This is a genomic window from Pseudoalteromonas sp. JC28 (genome assembly GCF_013319255.1).
In the GTDB taxonomy this organism is placed as follows: Bacteria; Pseudomonadota; Gammaproteobacteria; order Enterobacterales; family Alteromonadaceae; genus Pseudoalteromonas.
The window spans coordinates 1199844-1226393 of the sequence record NZ_QOKX01000001.1; the positions used below are offsets into that span (position 1 = coordinate 1199844).

The 26550-nt window shown below is 43.1% G+C and carries 21 protein-coding genes; 5 read left to right on the plus strand and 16 right to left on the minus strand.

Annotated features, from left to right (window positions below; genetic code table 11):
* Nucleotides 1–37 precede the first annotated feature (37 nt).
* From DS891_RS05185 to DS891_RS05215, 7 genes are all read right to left on the minus strand, one after another.
* Nucleotides 38–1648 (minus strand): EAL domain-containing protein, encoded by a 1611-nt coding sequence (locus DS891_RS05185; protein ID WP_010604040.1) that lies wholly within the window; start codon nt 1646–1648, stop codon nt 38–40.
* A 110-nt stretch (nt 1649–1758) separates the two neighbouring features.
* Nucleotides 1759–2058, minus strand: a complete 300-nt coding sequence (gene ihfA, locus DS891_RS05190) for an integration host factor subunit alpha (protein WP_010377997.1) — start codon at nt 2056–2058, stop codon at nt 1759–1761.
* A gap of 2 nt (nt 2059–2060) precedes the next feature.
* Entirely contained in the window at nt 2061–4448 is a 2388-nt protein-coding gene (gene pheT / locus DS891_RS05195) for a phenylalanine--tRNA ligase subunit beta (RefSeq protein WP_174169055.1), read from the minus strand.
* A 13-nt stretch (nt 4449–4461) separates the two neighbouring features.
* Nucleotides 4462–5442, minus strand: a complete 981-nt coding sequence (gene pheS, locus DS891_RS05200) for a phenylalanine--tRNA ligase subunit alpha (RefSeq protein WP_010604038.1) — start codon at nt 5440–5442, stop codon at nt 4462–4464.
* An 83-nt stretch (nt 5443–5525) separates the two neighbouring features.
* Nucleotides 5526–6230: a DnaA inactivator Hda gene (gene hda / locus DS891_RS05205; protein ID WP_010604037.1), complete on the minus strand. Its 705-nt coding sequence runs from the start codon at nt 6228–6230 to the stop codon at nt 5526–5528.
* A gap of 1 nt (nt 6231) precedes the next feature.
* Nucleotides 6232–7293, minus strand: a complete 1062-nt coding sequence (locus DS891_RS05210) for a DUF2066 domain-containing protein (RefSeq protein ID WP_174169056.1) — start codon at nt 7291–7293, stop codon at nt 6232–6234.
* Nucleotides 7294–7416: 123 nt separating this feature from the next.
* A complete protein-coding gene (locus DS891_RS05215) occupies nt 7417–8586 on the minus strand; it encodes a sensor domain-containing diguanylate cyclase (protein ID WP_174169057.1) in 1170 nt (389 codons plus the stop codon).
* Between the two features lie 182 nt (nt 8587–8768).
* Here DS891_RS05215 and DS891_RS05220 point away from each other — a divergent pair, with 182 nt between their 5' ends.
* A complete protein-coding gene (locus tag DS891_RS05220; protein ID WP_010604034.1) occupies nt 8769–9209 on the plus strand; it encodes a VOC family protein in 441 nt (146 codons plus the stop codon).
* 67 nt (nt 9210–9276) lie between these two features.
* On the opposite strand, the gene DS891_RS05225 is transcribed toward DS891_RS05220, so the two are convergent.
* The 8 genes from DS891_RS05225 to dapB all read right to left on the minus strand — a co-directional run bounded on the left by DS891_RS05225 (nt 9277) and on the right by dapB (nt 20603).
* Entirely contained in the window at nt 9277–10029 is a 753-nt protein-coding gene (locus DS891_RS05225; RefSeq protein ID WP_174169058.1) for a transporter substrate-binding domain-containing protein, read from the minus strand.
* Nucleotides 10030–10261: 232 nt separating this feature from the next.
* Nucleotides 10262–13060: a collagenase gene (locus tag DS891_RS05230; protein WP_174169059.1), complete on the minus strand. Its 2799-nt coding sequence runs from the start codon at nt 13058–13060 to the stop codon at nt 10262–10264.
* Between the two features lie 251 nt (nt 13061–13311).
* The gene (locus DS891_RS05235) at nt 13312–13587 is read right to left on the minus strand and encodes a hypothetical protein (protein ID WP_010604031.1); all 276 of its coding nucleotides are present in this window, start codon (nt 13585–13587) and stop codon (nt 13312–13314) included.
* 358 nt (nt 13588–13945) lie between these two features.
* A complete protein-coding gene (locus tag DS891_RS05240) occupies nt 13946–14542 on the minus strand; it encodes a hypothetical protein (protein WP_174169060.1) in 597 nt (198 codons plus the stop codon).
* 156 nt (nt 14543–14698) lie between these two features.
* On the minus strand, nt 14699–15175 hold the full coding sequence (gene greA, locus DS891_RS05245) for a transcription elongation factor GreA (protein ID WP_010377973.1): 477 nt from the start codon (nt 15173–15175) through the stop codon (nt 14699–14701).
* A 46-nt stretch (nt 15176–15221) separates the two neighbouring features.
* A complete protein-coding gene (gene carB, locus DS891_RS05250; RefSeq protein ID WP_039495519.1) occupies nt 15222–18440 on the minus strand; it encodes a carbamoyl-phosphate synthase large subunit in 3219 nt (1072 codons plus the stop codon).
* A 16-nt stretch (nt 18441–18456) separates the two neighbouring features.
* Nucleotides 18457–19593, minus strand: coding sequence for a glutamine-hydrolyzing carbamoyl-phosphate synthase small subunit (gene carA, locus DS891_RS05255; protein WP_045962293.1), 1137 nt, complete (start codon nt 19591–19593; stop codon nt 18457–18459).
* Nucleotides 19594–19799: 206 nt separating this feature from the next.
* Nucleotides 19800–20603 (minus strand): 4-hydroxy-tetrahydrodipicolinate reductase, encoded by an 804-nt coding sequence (gene dapB / locus DS891_RS05260; RefSeq protein ID WP_174169061.1) that lies wholly within the window; start codon nt 20601–20603, stop codon nt 19800–19802.
* 435 nt (nt 20604–21038) lie between these two features.
* On the opposite strand from dapB, the gene DS891_RS05265 reads away from it, so the two are divergent.
* Together DS891_RS05265 and DS891_RS05270 are read left to right on the plus strand one after the other, a co-directional pair.
* Nucleotides 21039–22352 (plus strand): Na+/H+ antiporter NhaC family protein, encoded by a 1314-nt coding sequence (locus DS891_RS05265; protein ID WP_174169062.1) that lies wholly within the window; start codon nt 21039–21041, stop codon nt 22350–22352.
* A 73-nt stretch (nt 22353–22425) separates the two neighbouring features.
* Nucleotides 22426–23205 carry a nucleoside-binding protein gene (locus DS891_RS05270; protein ID WP_174169063.1) on the plus strand — a complete coding sequence of 260 codons (780 nt, stop codon included), beginning with the start codon at nt 22426–22428 and terminating at the stop codon, nt 23203–23205.
* 139 nt (nt 23206–23344) lie between these two features.
* Here DS891_RS05270 and DS891_RS05275 read toward each other — a convergent pair whose 3' ends face one another.
* Nucleotides 23345–24364, minus strand: a complete 1020-nt coding sequence (locus DS891_RS05275) for a tetratricopeptide repeat protein (RefSeq protein ID WP_174169064.1) — start codon at nt 24362–24364, stop codon at nt 23345–23347.
* Nucleotides 24365–24557: 193 nt separating this feature from the next.
* Between DS891_RS05275 and DS891_RS05280 the strand changes: the two genes are divergently transcribed.
* Together DS891_RS05280 and DS891_RS05285 are read left to right on the plus strand one after the other, a co-directional pair.
* Nucleotides 24558–26096, plus strand: coding sequence for an adenylyltransferase/cytidyltransferase family protein (locus DS891_RS05280; protein WP_174169065.1), 1539 nt, complete (start codon nt 24558–24560; stop codon nt 26094–26096).
* Nucleotides 26086–26283 (plus strand): hypothetical protein, encoded by a 198-nt coding sequence (locus tag DS891_RS05285; protein ID WP_174169066.1) that lies wholly within the window; start codon nt 26086–26088, stop codon nt 26281–26283. Before DS891_RS05280 ends, DS891_RS05285 begins: the two co-directional genes overlap by 11 nt.
* The last annotated feature ends 267 nt before the right edge of the window (nt 26284–26550 follow it).

Genomic DNA, 26550 nt, shown 5'->3' on the forward strand with positions numbered 1-26550 from the left:
TTAGGTCTTTTTCTGAGCTTTGGTTAAATAAGAGCGGTTAAGCCGCTCTTTTGTTATCTAACACTTTATCTATCTCACGCTGTAGTTGCGGTAGCTCTAGTGCTTTGAAATAAAGCCAACCTTGATGGATATTCACCCCTCGACTTTTGAGATAACTAGCTTGAGCTTGAGTCTCTACCCCTTCAGCAATCAGTTTCTTATCCAGCTTTTCCGCCATATCAATCACTGCCGATAAAACCGGGGATTGCAAAGTATCTAGGCCAATTGATGCTACAAAGCTCTGATCTATTTTCAACAGGTCGATCGGAAAACTTTGCAAGTACTGTAAACCACTATACCCCGTACCAAAATCATCAATCGCGATTTCTATTCCAGCACGTTTGAGCTCGGTTAGTACCGTTTTCGTTTGAGCCTGCGTCAGCACATCACGTTCAGTTAATTCAATAGTTAATGAAGATATTTGGTTTTTTGCAGCAAGTAAGGCATCGATATAGCGTTTAGAGCCCAAAAGTAAACCATTAACGTTAAAAGACACCTTAAAGTCTGGCTGAGCGACTAAGATGTCCGTCAAATCACGCACAGCGTTTTCGACTTGTGCTATCGAGATATCTAAAATAGTACCATCACGCTCAGCTTCAGGCACAAAGTAAGCGGGGCCGAGCACTCCTTCAAGTGGGTGACGCCAACGAATGAGTACTTCCACGCCCACTATCGATGGTATCTGTGCATTAACGAGAGGTTGATACACATTAAATAACTCATCATTTGCCAATGCTCTTAATATTTGTGTTTTACTGCTTAGCTGGCGCTTGTCATAACTGATTAATAACAACGTGAGGCCAACCCAAGAGGCACAATACAACACACTCCAAAGTACTAGCCACAACCACCCTAGACTCACTAGTTGCTCATCATTTTTTGCAATAATTAAGCTCATCTGCGGCAAACTTGGAATAGCTGCAACATACGCAAACTTTACCTTTGCATCATCAAAGAGCCCCTCTACTGCGCGGCTATTAGCCACTGGAAATAGTTTTTGGCGGATTGGCAAAGCGTATTTGCCATTTAAAAAAACCGGCACACCCGTGCTATTGTCGACCAAAGCAGCAAAATCGGTATTATGATGAGCTGAGATATCAAGCATACTCTTTAGCCAATGATCCGGCATCAACACATTTACCTCATAACCATCGTCTCTCGTGCGCGCTAAAACAAAAGCAGGAAGTTCTAAATAGTCGGTAATGATTGGGCCATAGTATCTAAGCCCGGGCTTTTTTATTGGGGCGCTGGTATTCACAGGTGGAGTGAGTTGCCCAAAAGAATTGCAGACCAATTTCCCTTTACTATCTACGATCCCTATCTCGCTCATGCCTGGGTTTTCAAAAACCAATCTACGCATGTAGTGTAGACCCTCAGGGTCGCAATTTGGAGAAAGATGGATAGCATGTTTTAAGGTATCGTCTACAACGACAAACTCTTTGTTGATGTCAGATACAATCCGACTCGCTACAGTGACAAGGTTGGATTTAGCGGTTTCTTTTTGATGCACATAGGTGAAGGCAGCCACGATTGAAAATACAAAGGTGCAAGACAACCAAGCAATAAAGATATTCTTAAACAACTTGCTTAAGGAGTGTGCTCCTCGCATAAGCTCCTCACTCCACGGAACGCAAACAGGCGCAGAGTGTAGCTCGAATATGTGACAAAACTATTTCAATATAAAAAAAGCCTTGGTTTCACCACCAAGGCTTTCTTATATTACAAGTTTTTGCTTGTGCCGACCTCAACACGGGTTTTTAACTTTTGGCCAGGCCTAAAAGTTACCACGCGTCGCGCAGAGATAGGAATATCTTCCCCAGTTTTTGGGTTCCTACCTGGGCGTTCCTTCTTGTCGCGAAGGTCAAAGTTACCAAACCCAGAGAGCTTTACTTGCTCGCCGTTTTCTAGCGCTGAGCGGATTTCTTCAAAAAACGCTTCAACTAAGTCTTTGGCATCTTTCTTATTGATCCCCAGTTTTTCAAATAGGTGTTCAGCTATGTCGGCTTTAGTAAGCGCCATATCTAGTCCCTCAACGATGCATTGAATTGTTTGGCCAGTTCGGCCACCACGTTTTCTACAACCGCGTTGATGTCTTTCTCTTCGAGCGTTCTATCAACCGCTTGTAATGTTAGAGCAATGGCTAAACTCTTATGATCAGGTTCAACCCCTTGCCCTTTGTACACATCGAATAAGTTTAGGTCAACTAATTGATTTCCGCCAACTTTCTCAATGCACTCTAAAATATCGCCTATTTTTACGTCATCTGCAACTAAAATAGCAATATCTCTTCTATTTGATGGGAATTTCGAGATACTAACCGCTTCTGGAAGCAGGCGATTTTCTAAAGCAGCCATGTCGATTTCAAATACATATGGCGTATCTTTAAGTTCTAACGGCTTTAATAGCTGAGGGTGTACTGCACCGATGAAACCAACCTTTTTACCGTCTGCATAAATTGCAGCAGATTGACCAGGGTGCAAACCATCGCTCACTTCCGCTTTAAAGCTAAAGCGTGCTTTATCGTTACAAAGCGCTAGTAATGCTTCTACATCGCCTTTCACATCAAAGAAATCCACTTTACGTGAAGGCACTGACCAATGTTCGTTATGCGTATTACCATACGCGATACCACCGATCACAGCGGTTTGACGTACGCCGTTTTCCGCGTTGTCGTCTTTGATGAACTTAAGGCCCGTTTCGAATAAGCGAATACGCGATTGTTGACGATTTTGATTATAAGAAACCGCATTGATCAAGCCTGTCATCAGGCTTACACGCATTGCAGACATTTCAACCGAAATTGGGTGCGGAAGAATTAATGCATCTGCTTCTGGGTGTAGCTGCTGTTGTGCTTTTGGATCAACGAAGCTATATGTGATGGCTTCTTGATAACCACGGCTTACTAACTCATCTCTAAAGCGCGCTACAGGCAAACGTGCTTCTTGATGATCTGTCATCTTTAACGCAGCAGTTGGTGCCACATTTGGAATATTGTTGTAACCGAATACGCGCGCAACTTCTTCAATTAAGTCTTCTTCGATACTAATGTCAAAGCGATAGCTTGGTACTTGAGCTTGCCACTGGCTGCCTGCAAATGTTACTGCTAAGCCCAGACGCGCCAAGATGTCTGATACTTTAGCATCTTCTATATGATAACCGATCACGCGGTCTAAACGCTCACGGCGTAAAGTCACTTGACGCTCTTTTGGTAAATCCGCTTCTGACACAGCTTCAACAATCGGTCCGGCTTCACCGCCAACGATTTCAAGTAGCAAGCCTGTTGCTCTTTCCATCGCATCACGCTGCAGTACCGGGTCTACACCACGCTCATAACGGTGCGATGCATCGGTATGCAAACCGTAGCTACGTGCCTGACCTGCAATCGCAAGCGGTGCAAAGAACGCGCTTTCTAACAAGATGTCTTTTGTCTCGTCACTAACACCTGACTGTTCACCACCGAAGATACCTGCCATCGCAAGTGCTTTATTATCATCAGCAATCAGAAGTGTTGATGGATTAAGCTTCGCCGTGTTGCCGTCTAACAATACTAGCTCTTCATTCTCAAAGGCATTACGTACTTTAATTCCACCTTCGATTTGGCTTAAATCGAACGCGTGCATAGGGTGACCTAGCTCAAGTAATACGTAGTTCGTAACATCAACAACTGGATCAATTGAGCGTACACCGCAGCGGCGTAGTTTCTCTACCATCCAAAACGGGGTCTCTGCTTTAACATTAACGCCCTTGATCACACGACCTAAGTAGCGTGGACATGCTTCGCTGTTTACCAATTCAATAGAGATTTTATCATCAATCGTTGGCGTAACGGGCGTGATAGCAACTTCTGTTACGTCGATGCTGTTTAGTACTCCAACTTCACGAGCCAGACCTTTGATCCCTAAACAGTCGCTACGGTTAGCCGTTAAATCGACATCAATCGTTACATCGTTCAAGCCGAAGTATTCACGAATATCTTGACCGATTGGGGCATCCATAGGGAGTTCTAAAATACCGTCTGAACTTTCCGCCATGCCAAGCTCTTCAAACGCACACAGCATACCATGAGACGGTTGACCGCGAAGTTTAGCTTTCTTAATTTTGAAATCGCCTGGAAGCGTTGCGCCCACTTTAGCAACCGCTACTTTTAAACCCGCACGGCAGTTAGCGGCACCACAGACAATATCTAGTAGTTCGTCTTCGCCTATGTTTACTTTTGTTACTCTAAGTTTGTCAGCATCTGGGTGTTGACCACATTCAACCACTTCACCGATAACCACACCTTGGAAGTCACCGGCAACTGGGTCTACACCATCAACTTCTAAACCCGCCATTGATAATTGCTCAGATAGCGCATCAGTATCAATTGCTGGATTGACCCACTCGCGTAACCACTTTTCACTGAATTTCATACTTTTGTCGCTCTTATCTGAATTGGTTTAGGAATTTTAAGTCGTTTTCGAAGAAAGCTCTTAAGTCAGTTACGCCATAACGTAACATCGTCAAACGCTCAACCCCCATACCAAAGGCGAAACCAGTGTATTTTTCAGGGTCAATGCCTACCGAGCGTAATACGTTCGGGTGCACCATGCCACAGCCTAGTACTTCAAGCCATTTACCATTTTTACCTTTTACGTCCACCTCAGCTGAAGGTTCTGTAAACGGGAAGTATGAAGGACGGAAGCGAATTTCCATATCTTCTTCAAAGAAGTTGCGTAGGAAATCGTGCAAAATTCCTTTAAGTTCTGTAAAGCTCACGTTAGTGTCGACCATCAAGCCTTCAACTTGATGGAACATTGGCGTATGTGTTTGATCGTAATCGTTACGGTATACACGACCTGGCGAGATAATTCGCAAAGGCGGCTGCTCAGCTTCCATAGTACGGATCTGAACGCCACTGGTTTGTGTACGTAGTACCAATTTAGGATTGAAATAGAAAGTATCATGATCGGCACGCGCTGGGTGGTGCTCTGGAATATTTAGCGCGTCAAAGTTATGAAAGTCATCTTCAACCTCTGGGCCAGATTTAACAGCAAATCCTAGCTCACCAAAAAACTGCTCAATACGCTCAATGGTGCGAGTAACTGGGTGAAGGCCACCGGCTGGCATTGTACGACCCGGCAACGTCACATCAATCGTCTCAGCTGCTAGCTTCTGCTCAAGTGCTGCATTGGCTAACGCTTCACGTTTTACTGTAATCGCATCTTGTACTTGGGTCTTCGCTTGGTTAATCACCTGACCTGCGTCTTTACGCTCTTCTGGTGCGAGTTTGCCTAGCGTTTTAAGAAGACCTGTGATCTCACCTTTTTTACCAAGGTAGTTAACTCTAACTTCCTCAAGGTGCGCAATTTCGCTTGCCTGCTCAACGGCTTCAAGCGCTTGCGCTAAAATATTTTCTAAATTCATTGTCTACCTGATCTTTGCTGAGGTAATTTGCTGTTATTTAATCTCTTATGATAACTGAATTGCAAGGCGATATTCTAGCCCTGTTACAGCTTTAAAGTGGCTTTTATAAAAGGAATTGTTAACTTTCTTTGCGCAGCCATGGATGCGTGATCGAGTTTATCCAATACATCAAGTAAAGCGCGCATATCACGACTCAATCTCGTGAGCAAAAATCGTGCACATTCATCAGAGAGCTCAAGGCCTCGCATATGCGCTCTTTTTACTAGAGCTTCGGCTTTATCATCGTCACTCATCGAGCGGATCTGAAAAGTCGTCCCCCAGGTTAGGCGCGATTCTAAGTCTGGTAGTGACAAATTCAACATGTTGGGTAACAGATCGGCAGTGACCACTAGGCATTTGCCTTTTTCATTAAAACGATTGAAAAAGTTAAATAAGGCTTTTTCCCACGCTTCATCTCCTGCAACCAAATGCACATCGTCTATACAAACTACATCCAGTGCATCGAGCCCATCTAACACTAACGGGCCAAAATCCAACACTTCTCGCATTGACAATAGAATAGTCGAGAGTCCAAGTTCTTGCGCTTCAATGCACGTGGCATAAAGCAAGTGCGACTTGCCAGAATCTGCCAACCCACACAAGTAAGTGTACTGAAAACCGATTAAACGACGGGCAAGGCCATTTTTTAAGTGGCTTACTTCCAATGACGCTTCACCGCCAAAATAAGAGGCAAAGGTTTCGTCATCAGGCAGCGTCACTGGCAACGCCATTTGACGTGGCGATTCCATCCTATTTATCCACCCAATTGTATTTAAGGTTGTTATCGTCTGCGATTTGATAATAGGCTCTCGGGTCTTCGTACGCCTTAAAGCTTTGCTCCAATGCAATCGTTTTACGCAAGTCTGATACGCTAGAGGTATGTTCAATCGCAAACTTCACTGCTGTTTTCGCACGGTAGATCACATCGACATCCACTACAGTACTCATAGATAGCAAACGACGCTTCGCCATTTCTACATCCGTAAATGACTGTAATTGCTCAACCACAATTTCAGTTCGATGGGCTTCAAAAGTGAGATTAGGGTCAATAACATATTTCTGAGCTAAAGTGCTAGATAGCTGATTCACCATATCAATAATAACTTGCTGTTTGTCACCGACATATTGCTCAGGCTCAAAATATTCAGCGTCAGTGTAGCGCCAGTCTAGCTGCCAAGAATTTGTATGGGGCGGCTGAAACAAACGGGCGGTGATAACGCGCTCCGCCTCATAACGCAATGACGCATCTTCTACTTCGTTAGAAAAGTTTCCCCACACCTCTGCGATACTCACATTACTGCGATCTTCAAGATCCATCAGAGGAACAACGACCGGCACGCCCCACTCGTCCGCAGTGTCATAAATCAAGCGTTCGAGCTGAGGGTAGCTTTCTTGCGTAACAAACTCTCGGCGGAAGTTATCTTCGATCACCATCCAAATCGCGACCATAGGACGGCGGTTGCCCCAAAGCGGTAAGCCGGCTTCTCTGACTAGATCTTCGACCTTACCAGGCTCAAACTCCACCTTTATTTTGGTTACGCCTTGTCGATCATAATATTCATATCTCAGCATGTAATCTGAGATGCGCTTAAGGCTCGCTTGGATAGAAGGGTGAGAAAAATCATCGGCTTTACCTGTGAGCTTTTGCAACACTTTTAATAATGCCTGTTGGCTCGCTTGCGCTCGCGTTGCGCGAGATTTGTCGCTAACACTCAGCGAGGCTTCATATAAATTTTGAACTTCTACTGCTTTTGCCGTCATGGCAAAACAAAACAGTGCAATAAGGATCAGCCTGATGATCATAATGTCCATGTTTTTCTGACTATAAAGCCTGATCCTAAATCAATCATCTGCTTAAAGCAAAGGACAACGAACAATATCATGAAATTTTATAAAAACATGATAAATAACAAAATATTAATCTTATATTCAGTGTTATTTAAAGCTAAATGAGACCCGATTCTTACCCTTTCCTTTCGACTCATAAAGCGCTTGATCAGCAACTTTTAATAACGATTCCGCACTGAATTCCACGCCCTCAGAAACCGCCATGCCGATGCTGCATCCGACATTTACCAACTCACCATTGGTAAGCAAGATATCTTCATTTATCACGCTCAAAAGGCGATTTGCTAAGCTTTCAAGCAAGTCTCTGGCAATTTTTTCATTAATCACAAAGACAAACTCATCTCCACCAATACGACAAACAAAGTCATACTCTCGTAACGCTTCTTGTAGACGTCTTGCTACATGAACCAAAACCTCGTCACCACTATGATGGCCGTGATTATCATTAATCGGCTTGAAGTTATCTAAATCGAGATACCCTAAATACACATTTACTGGCTGTCGCATCGAGCGAGCAGACATTTTATTCAGCTCGTTAAATAGGTATTTTCGATTCGCCAATTGCGTAAGGTTATCGTGGTAGGCATCAAACTCTAGCTTTTCTTGAAGTGATTTGCGCTTTTCGACCTCTGTTCTTAATTCTTCTAAACTCGCACTAAGTTCATGGGTGCGTTTTTCTACCATTGCTTCCAATTCAAGCTCATGTGTTTTAAGCGCTGTATTCGCTTCAATGAGTGCTTGCTGGTTTGCAAATGCATCCATCGCAGAGGCAATAACATGACTGACGGTATACAACAAATCCACCATGGCTTCTGAATATTCATCGCTACGACGGTAGGATTGGATCACAAACGCGCCTAAATGCTTGTCGCGATTGATTAACGGAAAGCACAGCCATTGCTTGGGGAAACTGCCTAACATTTCAATAACCCCTTTCTCGGTCAGTGCCATCAAAGCATGCTCAGAATAGTTCTTTACACTGTCAGAGCGCAGCGCATAACTAGTAAGCGTTTTGTCTATTTCTGTGCTAGTTAGGCTATTTAATTCCTCGAGCGAAATACTGTCTTTGACATCATGGAAATAGGGAAACTCAAACTCGCCATCTTGTCTTTGCAAAACCACATAGAAATTGTCCGCGTAAGTAATTTTTTGCACAATACAGTGCACATTCAACAAGAAGTGCTCCAAAGATTCGCTGGTGTTTAAGCACGAAACGATATCTGTCATGCTATCTATTACTTCAGGAAGTTCCGCCATCGTTGAGCGCCCTTTTGAATCGTTAATTCTCAATCTCACAAAAGCTTAACTAGCAGTGCTAAAAATTACCAGAAATCAATTACTTTTTTATCCGCTCATCGGGATGCCTGAGGTCTGTTGACCTTTCAATCTGATGTGTAACACTTTAAAATTTGCTGACTAGAGTCTAAACGGAATACATAATGAAATACTTACATACTATGGTACGTGTACGCGATCTTGATGAATCCATGAAGTTTTATTGCGACCTCTTGGGTCTCGTTGAAGTGAAACGTTATGACAGTGAACAAGGCCGTTTTAGTTTAATTTATCTCGCCGCCCCTGATCAAGTTGAGCAGGCGCAGCAAAGCTTTTCTCCTACTATCGAACTTACCTATAACTGGGATCCGGAAGAATACACTGGTGGTCGTAATTTTGGCCACTTGGCCTTTGCCGTAGAAAACATTTATGCACTTTGCCAAAAGCTGCAAGATGCCGGTGTGGTGATCAACCGACCACCGCGCTGTGGTCACATGGCATTTGTTAAATCTCCAGATGGAATTTCTATCGAGTTACTCCAACAAGGTGATGCGTTGCCTCCAGCTGAGCCTTGGCAGTCAATGGAAAACACGGGTAGTTGGTGATCACTAAAGCACCGGAGCGATGTATCTAACCTGAAATCAGAATAACTACCGCTCCTTCCCCCTTACTTCAATAAGCAAGATGGTAGCTTTTAAGCAATTTCACCAGTTGCTTTTTGAAAGGCTTTGAATCCAACACCTGTTGTAGCGCCTCAAAACCCGATGCTGAATTTTTAGGCGCCAATATTGCTCTAAAATAGGTTTCATGGGGATTTTGAGAAAAGTGAAACACTCGCTTCCAACCATTTTTAGCAACAAGATATTCTGTCGTAGAGCGACTGACGATCGCAATACTCACCCGCCTTTTGAGGATCATCTCCAATAGAGCTTCTTCGGAATTTACGTTCACCCGCTGGATATTGGCTTGCTCCACTCCTTGATCTAAGTGGCGGTAGTAGTACCCAGCAATGGCGCCAACTTGATTACCGTACAATGAGCTAGGGTGATAATACTCAAACGGTTGCTCTACATGCGAGACGAATTCGTCCGTGTCATACATTAACGGGCCGCTCCACAAATACTTTTGTTTTTTGCGGTCATCAAACCAAGCTGGGTTTACCCCTAAAATAAATCCTTTGAGTGTTTGCTGCTCAAGCTGCTTATCTAAGCGTTTACGTGGTACAAAACGTACTTCTACCTGCAGCTCTTTTTGCACGGCATTAATCAGTTTTGCTAAATCAAAATAAAGACCTTTTTGCGATTCTAGATCAATAATATAGGGCGGCTTGTGATGATATACGTAGAGAATTTGGGTTTCAGCGGCTGTCACTGAAAAGGCCACCATTAACCAAGTGGAAATGGCAATAAAGTACTTTTTTAACACTGAGTGCCTCGTGTCTAACCTAAACTTTTAATACAGTCTAAAACTACAGCCTAGCTCCTTCTCGGCATATCGGTTAATTCCTTTCACATGTTTTTAATTTTTAAATGAGCAAAGGGACCAAAGGCCCCTTATTTTACAAAAATATAACAAAAACAAATTATGAACAAGTAATAACTGTGATCTCTATCACCCGTTTTATTACTTTCATTATGTCTGCCTTAGTATTAGGCAATTACTGACAACCATCTTTGTTATAAGACACTTTCAGCGCTGCCCCCATTGGTGCGCCTGACACTTTCAAGTATCCCCAATATTCAGATTGCGCACTTATCTCAATGCACTCTTGGTTACCTTGATTGAACGAGCTTGCATCCACATTAGTACCATTTGGCCATCCTGCATTGCTGTATTCAAGCCCAAGATCACCACTACCATGAGCTGTTTTGATCACCACAGATTGTTGACCACTTACATTCTCAAGGCTAAACCACATCGGCTCTTGGCTTCCAAGGCAAATTGTTTCATCCGCTGCTAATCTACCATTAGAGACACTACCCTGCGACTGACATACGTCCTCTATTGTTGAATTTGTTACGATTTCTCCTAACAACTGCACATTTTCAAAGCGATTATAACCATGCAGCATAATGTAATAGGTGCCAGCGGCAGGTGTAGTAATTTCACATACCTCTTCGTTACCGGATTGATATGGTCTGCAATCATACTCGCTGAACGTTGGCGCCGAGCCCAACTTAAGGTAAAGATCGGCATCACCTGTACCTCCTGACGTGCTGATGACTAATTTATCAGTGCCAGCAGCGACATCAATTGAAAATGCAACTTGTTCATCTTGCTCGCCCGCAACCGTGACAGGTACGCCAGACTGTAGTTTGTTTGAAGTCGTTGCGCTTACAGTAGCCACTGTATTACTAGTGTGATTCAAACCGCTAGGATCGCTCACCGTTAAGCTAATTTGATACTCGCCTGCTTGCACATAACTGTGCGTGGGATTGGCTTCATTACTTTGGCTACCATCACCAAAACGCCACAGATAAGTGAGTACATCACCATCAGGGTCGACACTACCTTGGCTTGAAAATAGTATCGCTTGATTAACATCACCGGAGTATGGCCCATTAACCTCTGAAGTAGGTGCGTTATTCTGACCACCAGCAGCAAGCTCGTTGCACCATTGAACAAACTCTGATTGATACTGTGATGCGAGGCGGTCCATACGGGCTTGGTACGCATTCCAATTTGCTTGTCGCGTTTCCTGTCGCATTGCGAGCACTTCATCAAAGTGTTTTTCATACAGGAATCTCACCCCTAAATAACCCCAACGGTAAATTCTATCTTGGTCAAAACCGTCATACGTCGTACTGAATATTTCGGCTAGCGTATATACTGAGCCATCTTTGATTGTATCTATTGCGGCTTGATTATCATTGAGGTTTGCAATGTACTCAGCCACCCCTTCACTCCACCAAACGATAGGCTTAGTCGGTGCATTAAAGTCACCATAAAGATCAAAACGCCCATCAAGATAATGTACGTATTCATGCTCTAAGTTCCAGATGTAATGATCCGGCTTTGCATAACTGGCCTCGTATGCAACAAAATTAGCAACGTTATTCACATCGCTAGGATCACCCTCTAAATACATACCACCGTTGTCGGTGCTGATTTTAAAAATGGCTTTGGCATATTTTTTATAGTCTGCACTGCTATTAAAGATATTCACTTGCAGAAAATCATTGTTATCATCGGCAACCGGTAAGCGGCCTGTTTCCAGCATAGTGTGGAATCGCCCTTCTTCCGCTTCCATAGTTTGACACGCTGAAGTCAATTGCTGAGCGGTGAGTGCTTGTGCTCTAATCTTTATTGTATCGCTACAACTATGTTGTTGAGAAAGTACTTTGCTCTCAAGTTCTTTATCAAAATTACAAATACCAAACTGGCCACAATCAGCATAATAGGTCGCGACATCAGCCGCAGCTAACCAGACACCATCGCCAAAACCATAACTGTTATAACGCGAGAATAAAGCGGTTAATTGCGTGTCGACTGACTCTTGAATAGCTGCACCACTGTATAATTTAAGTCGAGCCAATTCGCTAGCAGCATTGATGATTAGATATTCAGAGTCTGAATTTACCATCCAAGTTTGTGCGGTGAAACTCCCTAGTAAACTCACCAATTGTTGATCGTTTTTAATCAAAGCGACAAAGTTATCATTCCACTGACCACGATATAAGATAGTGAAAATGCCGTTTACCGCACTGCGCATATTCCACTTTTGAGCGTAGCTTTCATTCCATTTAGATAGCCATGCTTTTACAACTGGCAGATAGTGCCCTTGTAGTTCCGATGAATCCATTGTAGTAATAGCCTCACCGAGTACTTTACCATGGGCATCATTGTCGTCGTAGAAATGGCTATTGCTAACAAAAGCATCCAATGCATCTTTCACCGCAGGCTTAACCCAAGTAGCGAAAGTCACCTGATCATTGTAAAACTCAACATAAAAGCCAGCGCGAATAAATAAATAAAGCGCTTCGAGGTCGGCACTACCGTTGCCTGAATAGCTTTGCGAAAGCGACTTGGCATTTTGCGCCGCAGCGTACATTTTATCTGAAGTGAATACTTGTGTTTGGATGCTGCTGTCAGCGGAGAACAAAGCATTGATACAGCTCGTACCCTGTTGCTTTATTTCAGTAACAATTTGGCTACTGCTCGCACTTGCTAAGCTATTTAAATCACATGCAGCAATCGCTTCACTTTGGCCCACTGCCAGCGCTTGCAATAATGGCGTGTGTTTAGCAGATAATAGCGGCATACTCCTTGTTGGTGTATGTGCAACGGGTGCTCTATCATGCAAATCTTTGTGCTCATGGCCATGGGAAATGTTCGTTTCCACTTGAACCGATGCATCGAGCGGCTTAAAGAGTCGCTGTGATTCTTGATGTGCGTTGGCTGAATTTATCGCTGTAAGCGCAGATAACGCCAAAGTGAGTTTTGTAATTTTCATCATTTACCTTTCCTGTTGTGTATCCAAACCCGATTGGGTTATAGGTTTTTAACACTAAAATTACAATGTATACAATATATTTTATATAACTTTATGGAATAGTGGCTCGACGGAAAAGCCATCATAATCTTAAAAACGGATATCCAAAGGGAAGGTCGTAGCTTATACATACACCCAATTGGTTGATCTTTATGATTAAAAGTCCAACCAATTGACGAAAAGAAGGAATAAAAATTTATAGTGAGTGGAATAAATTAGATCTTATCAATATGGGAAATAGCGCCAGAAGTGATTTTTACTCTCACTCGATAAGTGGATAGCGTGATTGAATAAACACCGTCATTTGGTTTTTGTGCTAATAAATGCTGTAACCCTAACAGCAACTCATCTGTATCGTTACCACAGCTGGTGTTTCTTGAATCTAGGTATTCTTTTCCCTGCTTCATGGCCTTATCCAATACCACTGAAGCGACTTGCTGAGTAGACTTATTTTTCAACGTCTTAAACAATGCGCTTTTTAATAAACTCATGGTTATTCTCCTGATAAAGATACCGGCTCATACGCACATATCATTTATGAACCGGTGCCTGATTGGTTTTGGGAACAATCCGAGTGTAACAAGCTCGCACTAAAAGTCTAAATCAAATTCGTTTCAAACTATGTCAGATGTGTATGACCCCTACGCTATCTCAGCTAAATAACCTGAGGTTTGGATAAGGAATGAGCCAACTCATTGTTTTTTAACTACATCAAATTATTTCCTAATCTAGCCAGAGAGTTTTAGGGATAACCAGGCGAATTTACGCACCAATAGCTGGCTATTGGCAGTGAATTCAACGCAGTTAGCGCTAAAACTAGCTGCTAGAAAGGCATTAATTATTCGAAGCTCAGGTTAAATAATTTATTTGCTCGGCAAGCTGCTTACCAGAGAAAAGCTTCGGTACAAAGTGTAATAGGTTTAAGGAAAGCTGGTGCTCTGAGCGGGTGGTATTTACTAAGCTGGGTAAAGTGCCTAATTCGCTGCTTATATCGTGCCAAACGGGATTAGCCTCATTGAGCTTGTCATAAGCAATCGTATTGAACTCAAAATTTTCAAAATATTCATCAACTAAGAACAAGGGCTGAGTGAGCTTGAGCGAATCAAGTAACTCACGAGAGAGGTTTTGTCGAGCTTCAGAACTATTATTGGTAAAGAAGTGATCTGGTAGATTATAGCCAATGATTAAATCAGAACTTGCATATAAGCTATTGGTATACAACAAAGCAGTAAGAATAAGATAGGTATCGTACCTTGCTAAGCTCACACCTTGCAAAAGCTCACTCTGCTTACTAAGGTCAATCGCACAGTGACTACGCATGATACGCCAAAAACAATGTTGATTCAGTGAGAGGTCCTGCGCGCCAGCGCCTGCCAACTTAGATTTCCAACTCGATATAAACAATTCAAACCCTTCTGTTTTGAATTGATCGACTTCAAATGACATCCTTTTCTCCTCAAATTGTTTGTACCAAAAAATATACAGGCATCACACAAAGCTATAAGAATATAGAGAAATGGCAATTACACGACATTACAGCAGCAAAAGTAGAAATGATTGTTATAGTAAAAAGCCCGCGGGTGCGGGCTTTAAAAGAAAGGATTACTTGTATTCAACTTCGATGATTTCATATTCAACAGCGCCGTTCGGCGTTTGAATATTCACTGTATCATCTAGTTCTTTACCGATTAATCCACGCGCAATCGGTGAATTAACAGAAATCAAGTTGTTCTTAAGATCGGCCTCGTCGTCACCAACGATACGATAAGTTACTTCTTTGTCTGTATCTACATTAACAATAGTCACAGTACTACCAAAAATAACCTTGCCATTGTTCTGCATTTTAGTCACGTCGATGATCTGTGCTGTTGAAAGCTTAGCTTCAATTTCTTGAATTCGGCCTTCACAAAAACCTTGCTGCTCACGTGCAGCATGGTATTCAGCGTTTTCTTTTAAGTCACCGTGTTCACGCGCTTCTGCAATATCTGCAACGATTTTCGGGCGAACAACTTTTTTTAAATGATTCAGTTCATCACGAAGCAATTCTTCGCCTCGTACTGTCATCGGAATTGATTGCATAAGTATCTCACTCATTGCCAGAGCTGACGCTCTGGCTTTGTTCTTTTTAGTTCAAACGCTGGTGTAGTTCTTGAACAGAGTTTACAGAACTTCTGTCGTCAGCTTCATTCGCTGTACAGTTTGCAAACGCTGCATTTAGCGTAGTGGTGTAGTTAGTCTTATGCTGAAGTGCACCACGACGTAACACCTTCGAGTCCTCAATAGCTTGGCGACCTTCGGTAGTATTAACGATATAGCTGTACTCACCATTCTTGATACGGTCAAGAATATGAGGACGGCCTTCGAATACTTTGTTTACGCGACGTACTTCAATACCCGCTTCTTCAAGCGCTTTCGCCGTACCATTCGTTGCATCTAACTCAAAACCAATTGCTTTCATTGTCTTAGCTAGTTCAACTACGCGTGCCTTATCACCATTACGCACAGATAGTAGCGCGCGGCCGCCACGTGGTAAAGTGTTTGATGCACCTAATTGGGCTTTTGCGAATGCTTCGGCGAAGTTTTCACCAACCCCCATCACTTCACCCGTCGAGCGCATCTCTGGACCACGCATTGGGTCAACACCTGGGAACTTAGCGAATGGCAATACCACTTCTTTTACACTGTAATATGGAGGGATAACTTCCTTCGTTACACCTTGGCTTTCAAGAGACTGGCCAACCATACAACGTGCAGCAACCTTTGCAAGTGCAACGCCTGTTGCTTTTGAAACAAATGGTACTGTACGAGCAGCGCGCGGGTTAACTTCAATCAGGTAAACTTGACCATCTTTCACCGCGAACTGGGTATTCATCAGGCCAACAACACCTAGCTCCAGCGCCATATCACGGACTTGCTTACGCATCACGTCTTGAATATCTTGCGGCAGTGTGTGTGCTGGTAATGAACAAGCCGAGTCACCCGAGTGAACACCCGCCTGCTCGATGTGTTCCATAATACCGCCGATGATAACGTTCTCACCGTCACAGATAGCATCTACGTCTACTTCAATTGCATCATCTAAGAAACGGTCAAGTAGTACTGGAGCTTCATTAGAAACAGACACCGCTTCTGTCATGTAGCGACGTAAGTCGTCTTCATCGTACACGATTTCCATTGCACGACCACCAAGTACGTATGATGGACGAACAACCAGTGGGAAGCCAATTTCTTGTGATTTAGCAACCGCTTCTTCTAGTGACGTTACTGTTGCGTTTTCTGGTTGTAGTAGGTTTAGACGCTCTACAAGCTGTTGGAAGCGCTCACGGTCTTCTGCGCGGTCGATAGCGTCAGGAGAAGTACCAATTACTGGTACACCATTCGCTTCAAGATCTCGGGCCAATTTAAGTGGAGTTTGACCACCGTACTGAACGATCACACCTTTTGGCTTTTCAACACGGACAATTTCTAGCACGTCTTCAAGTGTAATTGGCTCGAAGAATAAGCGGTCAGACGTATCGTAGTCTGTTGAAACTGTCTCTGGGTTACAGTTAACCATGATAGTTTCATAGCCATCTTCACGCATCGCAAGGGCTGCGTGTACACAGCAGTAATCGAATTCGATACCTTGACCGATACGGTTAGGACCGCCACCGATAACCATGATTTTGTCTTTGTCAGAAGGATTCGCTTCACATTCTTCATCATACGTTGAGTACATGTAAGCGGTGTCTGAGCTAAACTCTGCAGCACATGTGTCTACGCGCTTGTAAACTGGCAGAATTTCAAGCTGGTGACGCTTCTTGCGAATTTCTTTTTCTGATACGCCTGCGATTTCGGCAATGCGAGCATCTGAGAAACCTTTACGCTTCAAGCGGCGCAGGAAGTCTTTGTTTAGACCTGCCATGCCCACTTCAGCGATTGTCGCTTCATCTTTTAAGATGTCTTCGATTTGAACTAGGTACCAAGGGTCAACTTTAGTGAGTTCAAATACCTCTTCAACAGACATACCGTGACGCATCGCATCAGCAATGTACCAAATACGCTCAGCACCTGGCTCGCGTAATTCACGGATGATCGTTTCTTTTGCGTTTGGCGCGTCTAGTGCAACGATTGGGTTCAGACCCGTTGCACCCACTTCTAGGCCTCGTAGTGCTTTTTGTAATGATTCTTGTTGGTTACGACCAATTGCCATTACCTCACCAACCGACTTCATTTGCGTAGTTAGACGGTCGTTTGAACCTGCGAATTTTTCGAAGTTAAAACGAGGGATCTTAGTCACTACGTAGTCGATTGACGGCTCAAATGATGCTGGAGTTGCACCACCTGTGATGTCGTTTTGAAGCTCATCAAGCGTATAACCTACGGCAAGCTTGGCAGCGATTTTAGCGATGGGGAATCCCGTTGCTTTTGACGCAAGTGCAGAAGAACGCGATACACGCGGGTTCATCTCGATGATAACCATACGGCCATCAACAGGATTTACACCAAACTGAACGTTTGAACCACCAGTTTCAACACCAATTTCACGAAGTACCGCCATCGAGGCGTTACGCATGATTTGATATTCTTTATCAGTTAGCGTTTGTGCTGGTGCAACTGTGATTGAGTCACCAGTGTGTACGCCCATTGGGTCGAAGTTTTCGATTGAACATACGATGATACAGTTGTCGTTTTTATCACGAACCACTTCCATCTCATATTCTTTCCAGCCTAATAGGCTTTCATCGATAAGCAGCTCATTTGTTGGTGATAGGTCAAGACCACGAGTACAAATCTCGTCAAACTCTTCCATGTTATACGCAACACCACCACCGGTGCCGCCCATCGTGAATGAAGGACGAATAATACATGGGAACCCGATACGAGTTAAGATATCGTGCGCTTCATCCATTGAGTGTGCAATTTCAGCACGAGGACATTCTAAGCCAATATTTTTCATCGCCGCGTCAAAACGCTCGCGGTTTTCCGCTTTATCGATTGCATCTGCAGTCGCACCAATTAGCTCAACGCCATGTTTAGCAAGCACACCGTGCTTATCTAGGTCTAGCGCACAGTTAAGAGCTGTTTGGCCACCCATAGTAGGCAGCACCGCATCAGGCTTTTCTTTTTCGATGATCTTTTCTACCACTTCCCAGTGAATAGGCTCGATGTAAGTTGCATCCGCCATTTCAGGGTCAGTCATGATAGTCGCAGGGTTAGAGTTTACAAGAATAACTCTATAGCCTTCTTCTCTAAGCGCTTTACAGGCCTGAGCACCAGAGTAATCGAATTCACATGCTTGGCCGATAACGATTGGGCCTGCGCCCAAAATCAGAATGCTTTTTATGTCGGTACGTTTTGGCATTATTACTCCGGTCTAATTAAGCGTTGCGAGATTGCATTAATTCAATGAAATGGTCGAATAGCGGTGCCGCATCATGTGGACCAGGACTTGCTTCAGGGTGACCTTGGAAGCTAAACGCTGGCTTATCAGTACGGTGAATACCTTGCAGTGTGCCATCGAACAGTGACTTGTGCGTTGCACGTAGCGTATCAGGAAGCGTTGCTTCATCAGCAGCAAAACCGTGGTTTTGTGCAGTGATCATCACGACATCACGATCTAAGTCTTTAACCGGGTGGTTACCACCATGGTGACCAAACTTCATTTTTACTGTTTTCGCACCAGAAGCTAGTGCTAATAATTGATGGCCTAAACAAATACCAAAAATAGGTGTATCTGTTTCTAAAAATGCTTTGATTGCTTCAATGGCATAAGTACATGGCTCAGGGTCGCCAGGGCCATTTGATAGGAAGATACCATCAGGGTTTAATGCAAGTACGTCAGCAGCGGAGGTTTCTGCTGGAACAACGGTTAACTTACAGCCTCTATCAACTAACATTCTAAGAATGTTCTTTTTCACACCAAAATCGTACGCAACAACATGGAATTTTTCTTCTTCAGCAGAAAGCGTTTTAAAGCCCTCGCCTAGAGTCCAGCTTGATTCACGCCATTCAAACTGAGATTCTGTTGTTACTACTTTTGCTAAATCCATCCCTTTCAAGCCAGGGAATGCTTGCGCCGCTTCTAGCGCTTTTTGCTCGTCTACTTCCTCACCTGCGATAATACAGCCATTTTGGGCGCCTTTATCACGTAAAATGCGAGTTAGTTTACGAGTATCAATATCTGCGATCCCTAAGATATTGCGTTCTTTCAAGTAATCACTCAATGATTGTTCGTTACGGAAATTACTCGCAAGCAGTGGTAAGTCACGGATCACTAGGCCTTTTGCCCAGATCTTGTCCGCTTCCTCATCTTCGCTGTTAGTACCGGTGTTGCCGATATGTGGGTAAGTAAGCGTAACGATTTGTTCCGCGTATGAAGGATCCGTTAAGATCTCTTGATACCCCGTCATTGACGTATTGAATACCACCTCACCGACTGACATACCGTCAGCACCGATAGCAGTACCGCGAAACACCGTGCCGTCTTCAAGGACTAACAGAGCGGATTTAGTCAAGTTAACCTCCTAATAGTAAAAAACGGGCGAAAGCAAAACGCTCAACATCCCGTCTACAAAGCGCTTGGTAACACGCAGTTATTAAAATTTTGGCAAATTCGTTATAGTCTACAGCATGAATGCCTTTTCGTCTAATACAAATCACAAAAATTATAAAAATAAGCCATTAAACTCTTTTTTTGCTTTAAAGCCTCAAAATGTTATACTTACTTCTTTAAATCTAGCACATCTTGCATATCATAAAGGCCTGCTGGTTTATCTTTTAGCCACTGCGCAGCCCTTACAGCACCTGATGCAAAGGTCAATCTCGACGCTGCTTTATGTGTTAATTCAAGCCTTTCCCCCATTGTCGAGAAGTAAGCTGTATGTTCACCTACTATATCTCCCGCTCTAAGGACCGAATAACCGATTTCTTGTTGAGATTTCGCTTCATGGCTCTGACTTCGGTCGTAAACCGCAACCTCATCATGTTGCCAGCCTTTTGCTTCTGCAATCGCCTCTCCGATAGCGAGCGCAGTACCTGAGGGCGCGTCGATTTTGTTGCGATGGTGTGCTTCGAAAATTTCAATATCCATGTCGTCAGCCAGCTTTTGTGCGGCTGTTTGTACTAAGTTAAGTAGCAGGTTAATACCAACGCTATAGTTGCGAGAAAACACAATTGGGATATCTTTTGCGGCCTCCACCAACAGCGCCATTTCACTTGCTGTCAGTCCAGTCGTACCGATCACCATCGGTTTTTTAGCGGCAATTGCAGCTGATAAATGCTGCTTCATGCCCTCTGGCAAAGTGAAGTCTATTAATACGTCAACATTTTCAAGCTTACTTTGCTCGGAGCTAAAACAGATATTTGCGTCTGCTTGAGGCTGCAATTGATTAACTGCTTTATCAAGATATTGTGAATTATCTCGTACAAAAGCGTTGGCCAGCTCTACTCGTTGTGACAAATAACAGGCTTCAATCAATGCTAACCCCATTCTGCCATTCGCACCGTAAATACCTATTCTTGTCATACGTTACCCTTTTTTATTTGCGATGTTGATTATCCACAAGGCAGCAACGATGGCTAACCGGATAATAGAAATGTGTTTTTGCGGGAGTAGAGTTTACCGTATCTGTGTGTCATAGTCAGTTAAGTTGAAAATAATAAAACATTAGACTTTAGACGTCTAAACATATAAACTGCCGCGCTCGCTCACCTATTGAAGTTGAGAGATTTTCACCTTATACCAATTGCATTAAGTAAATGGGCTATTTTGAAGCGGAGAAATAGCCTTAGTAGCTAGGCAAAAATTTTGCTATTTAGTTGTTCTAAATGAGAAATTTTTAACGACGCTAATATGCTAATTCACCCTTCAAATTGGTTGGAGAATTAATACAATTGGTATTAGGTGTGTTGTGCGGTTTTACAGCTGGCTATTGGCTGTGCTTTATTGTTGAGGAGTGCTATGCAACCAAATTACAATCAAACAAAGGCAAAACTATCATTATTGCCGCTGTTGACCTTTGTAGGAATTTTTCTTGGCGCAGGATTGTATTTGCAATCGCAAGGCGTTGACTATGCGTTTTATCAATTAAAGGCTCCTGTTGCGATTTTACCAGCCATCGTTCTCGCTTTTTTACTTAATAAAGATACTATCAACCGCAGCGTCGAAACTTTTATTCAAGGCGCAGGACACAGCAATATTATCACCATGTGCCTCATCTATTTATTAGCAGGTGCTTTTTCTGCGGTTGCAAGTGCCACTGGCGGTGTTGACGCTGTGGTTAACGCCGGTTTATCACTTATTCCTCCGGCATTTTTATTACCCGGCTTGTTCCTTATTTCTGCTGTCGTCTCTACCGCAATGGGAACCTCCATGGGCACAATTGGTGCAATTGGACCTATTGCTGTTGCCGTCGCGATGAAAACCGGAATTGATCCAGCACTTATGGCTGGTACCATCGTTTCGGGGGCAATGTTTGGCGATAACTTATCCATTATTTCTGATACCACAATTGCAGCAACGCGAACGCAAGGCTGTGAAATGAAAGATAAATTTAGAGAGAATCTAAAAATAGCCCTACCAGCTGCACTGCTGACTGTTTTACTCTTGGTGTTTTTAACCCCAGAGCCGCAGATTGTAGAAACCAAGCCGTTTGATTGGTTATTAGTTTTACCATACGCATTTATTTTGGTCTTGGCGGTGATTGGTATCAATGTTTTTGTGGTGCTCTTTAGTGGTATCGTTTTTGCCGGCTGTATGGGTTTTGCCGGTGACTATCAAGGCGCTGCGTTCTTAAACGATATCTATAAAGGCTTTAGTGATATGCAGGAGATTTTCTTGCTATCGATGTTCATTGGTGGCTTATCTGAATTTATTCGTATCAATGGCGGCCTAGATTTTTTAGCCAAACAAATCCAAAAAATTACCAGCATTATCGCGAAATGGCACCGTCAAGTTGCAGATCAACTCGGTATTGCTGCACTCGTGTTAACAAGTAACTTGTGTATCGCAAATAACACGGTAAGTATCATAGTTGCAGGCCCTGTCGCTAAAAAACTGGCTGACGATGGAAAGATCTCAGCTAAACGTTCAGCAAGCTTATTAGATATTTTCGCTTGTGTTATGCAAGGCTCTTTACCCTATGGTGCACAAGCGCTGCTACTCGGGGCCACGTTTAAAATCAGCCCTTGGGATGTATCTAGCTCTTCTTATTACTGTTTCATTTTGGCTTTCACCGCCATTACCGTTATCTGCCTAAGAAGAAATAAAGCATAATTTATTCGGTTTACGCGCCCAACTTTGGGCGCTTTTGTTATACTTTCATTTTTAACGCTATCCGAATTAATAAATGAAAATCAACACGCTCATCATTTCCTCCTCACTCGCTTTTAGCACATTTGGTTATGCTGCTGATTGGAGTACAACACAACTACATATAAACCACGGTGATTTCAAAAACCCGTTTAGCAGAAGCGAAGCAACGGCAACGGTTTACTCATTACAACATGCGTCTGGATATCGCTACGGCGATAATTTCTTCTTTATCGATTACAGCAAAGATGACCTTAGTGATGGATACCAAGACGGTGACTTTTATGGAGAGTGGTATTCGAGCTTCTCGATGTCAAAGATTGCAGGCTTTAAGTCTTCTTTCGACGCCATAGCTGACGTTAGCTTAACCATGGGTTTCAATGCAGCCGGAGACGCTAAGGTGATGAAATACTTGCCTGGTGTCAAAGTAAATTGGAATTTTGACGGGTTCAATTTTTTCTCTTCTACATTCACACTTTATCAAGACGATAGCCAAGGTATTAGTCATGGCGGTGCGCCTAAAGAAAGTGATAGCTGGATGATAGATCTCGCTTGGGGTTACCCCTTTACAATTGGCGAGCAAAAGTTCTATCTCACAGGTCACGTAGAATATATTGGCAAGCGAGAGAACGAGTTGGGTAATGACGTAAAAGGCTGGTTGCTCGCGCAGCCAATTCTACAATGGGATCTAGGCAACGCGGTAGGTATGCCTGACAACCAGTTAATGTTAGGTGTTGAATGGCAATATTGGCGTAACAAACTTGGCACAGATACCAATGAATCTGCTCCCCAGCTACACCTAGCGTGGACTTTCTAACTCTGAACTCGCTTTTGACCTTTGATTTTACTCTGTGATGGTTGAGTCAAAGGTACTCATTATTTATCAGCTCCCAACTGATACATCTACCATTCAAAGTATAAAGAGCAGTGTTGTGGTAATAGTTTTTTGTGATGGATTAGTGTTCACACCAAGATAGCGCAACTTCCGGTAGCGAAGTATCCGTCGATACACTGGCGGCCACTTTTTGCTGCTCAGATAACAGCGCATTATAAGATGCAATCAACTCTGGGAGCTGTAATGTATAAACATATTTCTCCATATTGCTGCCGTAATCACTTTGGAGCAATATGGGTAAAGTCGAAATAAGAAACTCTACTTGATCTGCATTTGGCTGTATGCCATTTCTACTTTTTTGAAAAATTAGCTCCTGCCAAGTAAACACAATAGATAATTCTTTATCCTCTACCGCACTTAGCTGAGTTTTCACTGTATTCATATAGCGCCTATAGTTTTTCCACTGATTGGCAAGCAGGTAAACATTTAATAAATTTAACCCTGTATAACTCGCTTCGTATGCTTGCTCTGCTTTTTGATGATAGAGGAAAGCTTGCCTATATAGTCTTGCAGCATGCTGATACTTACTCATATCAAAATAAACATTAGCTAAGTTATTGTTAAGTGCCGCTTCCAGTTGTTCATCCTTCACCTCAGACAATGTCGGCGCTAAAATATTGATTGCTTCTTCTAACTGCCCTGTTGTTCGATATAAAACGGCAAGATTATTAACGATAAGTGGCCTTTGCTCGTGAGTTGAGTACTTAAGTGCACATTCATAGTTTTTTTGCGCAAGCGCAGGCTTACCGATCCGGCGATAATAAATCGCGAGGTAATTTGCAATTTGCCCCTTTTCGGACTGCAAATACGCAAGCCACTCAGTATTGTCGGAAAATAGCGCTACTATTTCACGAATTCTGACCGTATCGTTTGTTTTAATTGCAGCTTCTAAACCGGCGCGATGTAACTCATAGATACCTTTAGAAGGCTGTTCTGGAAGTTTGGGTAACGCTGCTTCATATACTCGAGTTGCTTGTGTTGGGTTAGAGATGTTTAAATCTTGAATAACCTGCAATGTCTTAAACAATTCATCAGGGGCGAGTACTGTCAGAGAAGAAACTATAATTAAAATTGGTAGCACTTTCGCTCTCCGATTTCCTGATTTAAAGTAATCATAGTGAAGCTTCCGCTGGTTGGCAAAATGCCTGAGCGTGCAGCAGTATAAAATTGCTAGCGACTTCACATTAAACACATCAAATCCATTAAAGTGGGTTATCAAAACATGGACTCTGTGACTACAAAAACTAAAAGCAGCACAACAAGGTATTTAATCGATGCAGAAAGACACAGTAATTAAACAGTCACAACTTAATAGAAAGATGACACAGGCCATCGAGTATTTTACTTCAGGCCAAGATCAAGCAGCAGAGCAAGCATTTCAGCAACTATATCAACAGCAGCCCACCCAGCAGGTCATTTTATATCTCGCACAATTGGCACAGCGTAGACAAGCCGGGAGTGAATGGATTGAACAACTTGAAGCACTGCTACATAAACACCCAGATGTACCAGATAGCTATTATATTCTCGCTCGCAGTTATCAACAAAACAGACAACTACCACTCGCCGCTCAAACCTTCTATCAAGCACTAGGATGGCGCTTGCAGCATGACGCAATGACAAACATTGCAGCAGTTCAATCATCCGAAGTATCAATACATGAAAGCGCGGGCTCAACTAAACTAACTCCTGAAAGCGCATTACACCTATTACTACAAACATTGTCATCCTTAAAAAATGCGGGATTTTATGCTTTTCCTACGGCTGGTACTTTGCTTGGGTTAGAGCGTGAAGGTCAGCTCTTAGAAAATGATAAAGATGTTGATATTGGTATCGACTGGTCTCACATGAAAAGCGCAATCGAACATTTACAGCATCTTGGCTGGCACGAAGAAGCGCAATCCTATGGACTTATAAACCCTCGGTGTTTTCGCCACCAATCAGGCTTAGTGCTTGACCTTTGCGGTTATGCCACAGAGCAAAGCACTGGAGACACCATATCAGGTTTATGGATGCAAGACGTACCTTTTACTTGGAATAGAGTGACGCGCTTCTCTGCTATTCAAGTTGTGAGCATCAGCTCACCTGCGGGAGAAATTTGTTATCCCCAGTATCCAGAGCAAATCTTACAAGCATTATATGGGCTGGATTGGAAAATACCTGACACAAATTTTGATACCATCGTCTGCGCCCCGAATATTATGCAAGATTCCTACTTATATTACTGTTATGCCTACTCTCACCTCTACACTGAGTGGAAAAAAGGCAACTTCAAAAAAATGCATGCCATGCTTAAGGTGCTATTAAAGTTCAAGCCTCATGACAGTCTTTTAAAAAATCTTATGCAGTTCGTACAGAAGCAGATGAAATCACAACAGCCGTGCCGTGTTTTAGCCCTTGGTTTTTTTGATCTGCTTCACCCTGGTCACCTAACGTATTTGTCGTTAGCGAAATCACACGGAGACTACTTAGTTGTTGGGGTCGCACCGGATGCTTTTGCGTTAAAAAGTAAGGGACGACCGCCAATAATGGATCAAGACGAGCGCTTAAGTATTATTAAGGCATTAGCATGCGTAGATAAAGCGGTTTTAGTCGGTGCACCAATGGCTGATACTGAGCGAGCAGCGCACTGGATCGCACAACAAAGAGTAAACCTTGTGATCTGCGGTGATGAATGGCAACACACACCCCGCTGGCAGGCATTGGAAGCAGCTTTAGCACCACAAAATATTCAGGTTGTTTATATCCCTTATACCCAAGGAGTTTCTAGCACTAAAATTAAAGAAAGAATACAAAACTTCAATGAGAGTTAACGCTGTGTATCTACTGGGAGCGAGTGTTGAAACGGGTTTTAATGTACATGGTTTTTTGCAGGAACTTCATTACAACCCATCGGCGGGTAAACCACCTTCCACCATGTTGCACTGTGCTTATATGTTTTACTGTGCTGATACTGTGGTGGGAGCGAGTTCACCTCACGATGTGTTGATTGGCTTGTGAGATTTTCTATACCCCAAATGATCCAATGTACAAAAACTCTATAGCTAATTGTGCGAAAACTACGGGAATATGTGGGAGAGTTCGGGATTGAGTGAGAGCCTATTTTAAAATGAGTTTGATATTGTGAAAATCAGCGGCGCTCAAAAATTTGCGCCGCTTTTTTGTTTTGCTAATTAATAGACGGAACAGTTACCGCTTTTTGAGCCTCACCATTCTGTGCATACGCAGTTTGCGTTTCTTTACTTGTATCGATCATCACCTGCATTG